The organism is Pseudomonas sp. SDO5215_S409, from assembly GCF_054071325.1.
On sequence record NZ_JBSVWN010000153.1, the window covers coordinates 1 to 905 of the forward strand.

General features: G+C 63.4%; 1 protein-coding gene. It reads right to left on the minus strand.

Annotated features, from left to right (window positions below; genetic code table 11):
* Positions 1-905, minus strand: a 905-nt coding sequence (gene tssI / locus ACW9H9_RS28675) for a type VI secretion system tip protein TssI/VgrG (protein WP_457374545.1), incomplete at both ends; no start/stop codon positions are given.

Sequence of the window (905 nt, forward strand, 5' to 3'; positions counted from 1 at the left end):
TTTTCACCGAGCACTTGCGGCTGTTTGCCTTCATGGATGACCTCCAGCAACAGCCACAAGTCGTTCCACTCACTGCGCGGGTGCTCGGCCAGTGTCAGGAAATGCCCGGTCAACAAAGTGGGTTCGTCACCTTTGCCTTCCGCCAGGGCGTAGTCGCTGCGGTGGCGTTCCAGGGCGCGGGTGGCCAGCTGTTTGCCGCGGGCGCGGTCGGTGAAGCGGCCGGGGTAGTCGTAGTCTTCCAGGTCCGGGGCGGCGTCGGTGCGGGCCGCGCCTTCGGGCAGCAGGCGTGGTTTTTCAAAGTCGTAGTCGCGGCGGCTGACCCGCGTGGTGCGGGTTTCCAGGCGCTGGGTGAAGCGCTTGATCACCGGTTGTTCGGCGGCCATGCCCGAGTCCTGCTGGTAGCTCACCGGGGCCAGTTTGCGAAACACCGTCTGGTCATCACCAAACACCAGGGTGTGGCCGTTGGCGCTGTGCTGGAAGTGAAAGTGGATGCCTTCTTCTTCGCACAGGCGCTGGATAAAGTGCAGGTCGGACTCGTCGTACTGCACGCAGTAATCGCGGTCCGGGTAGGTGGCGCCGAGCTGGAAGCGGTAAGCATCGGCCAGAATCCCACGGGCTTCCAGCACCTGCCCGATGATCTTGGGCACCGACAATTGCTGGAAAATCTGCTGGTCGTGGTTGTGCCGCAAATACGCCAGTTGCGGCACCAGGCTGATGCTGTAGCGGGTCAGGGTCTTGCCCGAATCGCCCTGCTCGATGCGGTACACCAGGCCATGCACCACGCCCTTGCCGGTGGCGCCAAAGGTGAGATGGCCGGGCTTGTGCAGCAGGTCTTCCAGCGTGAGGTCGGGGCGCGAGCTGACCAGTTCGATGTCGAAACAGAACGGCTGGTTGAGGGCTTCGCG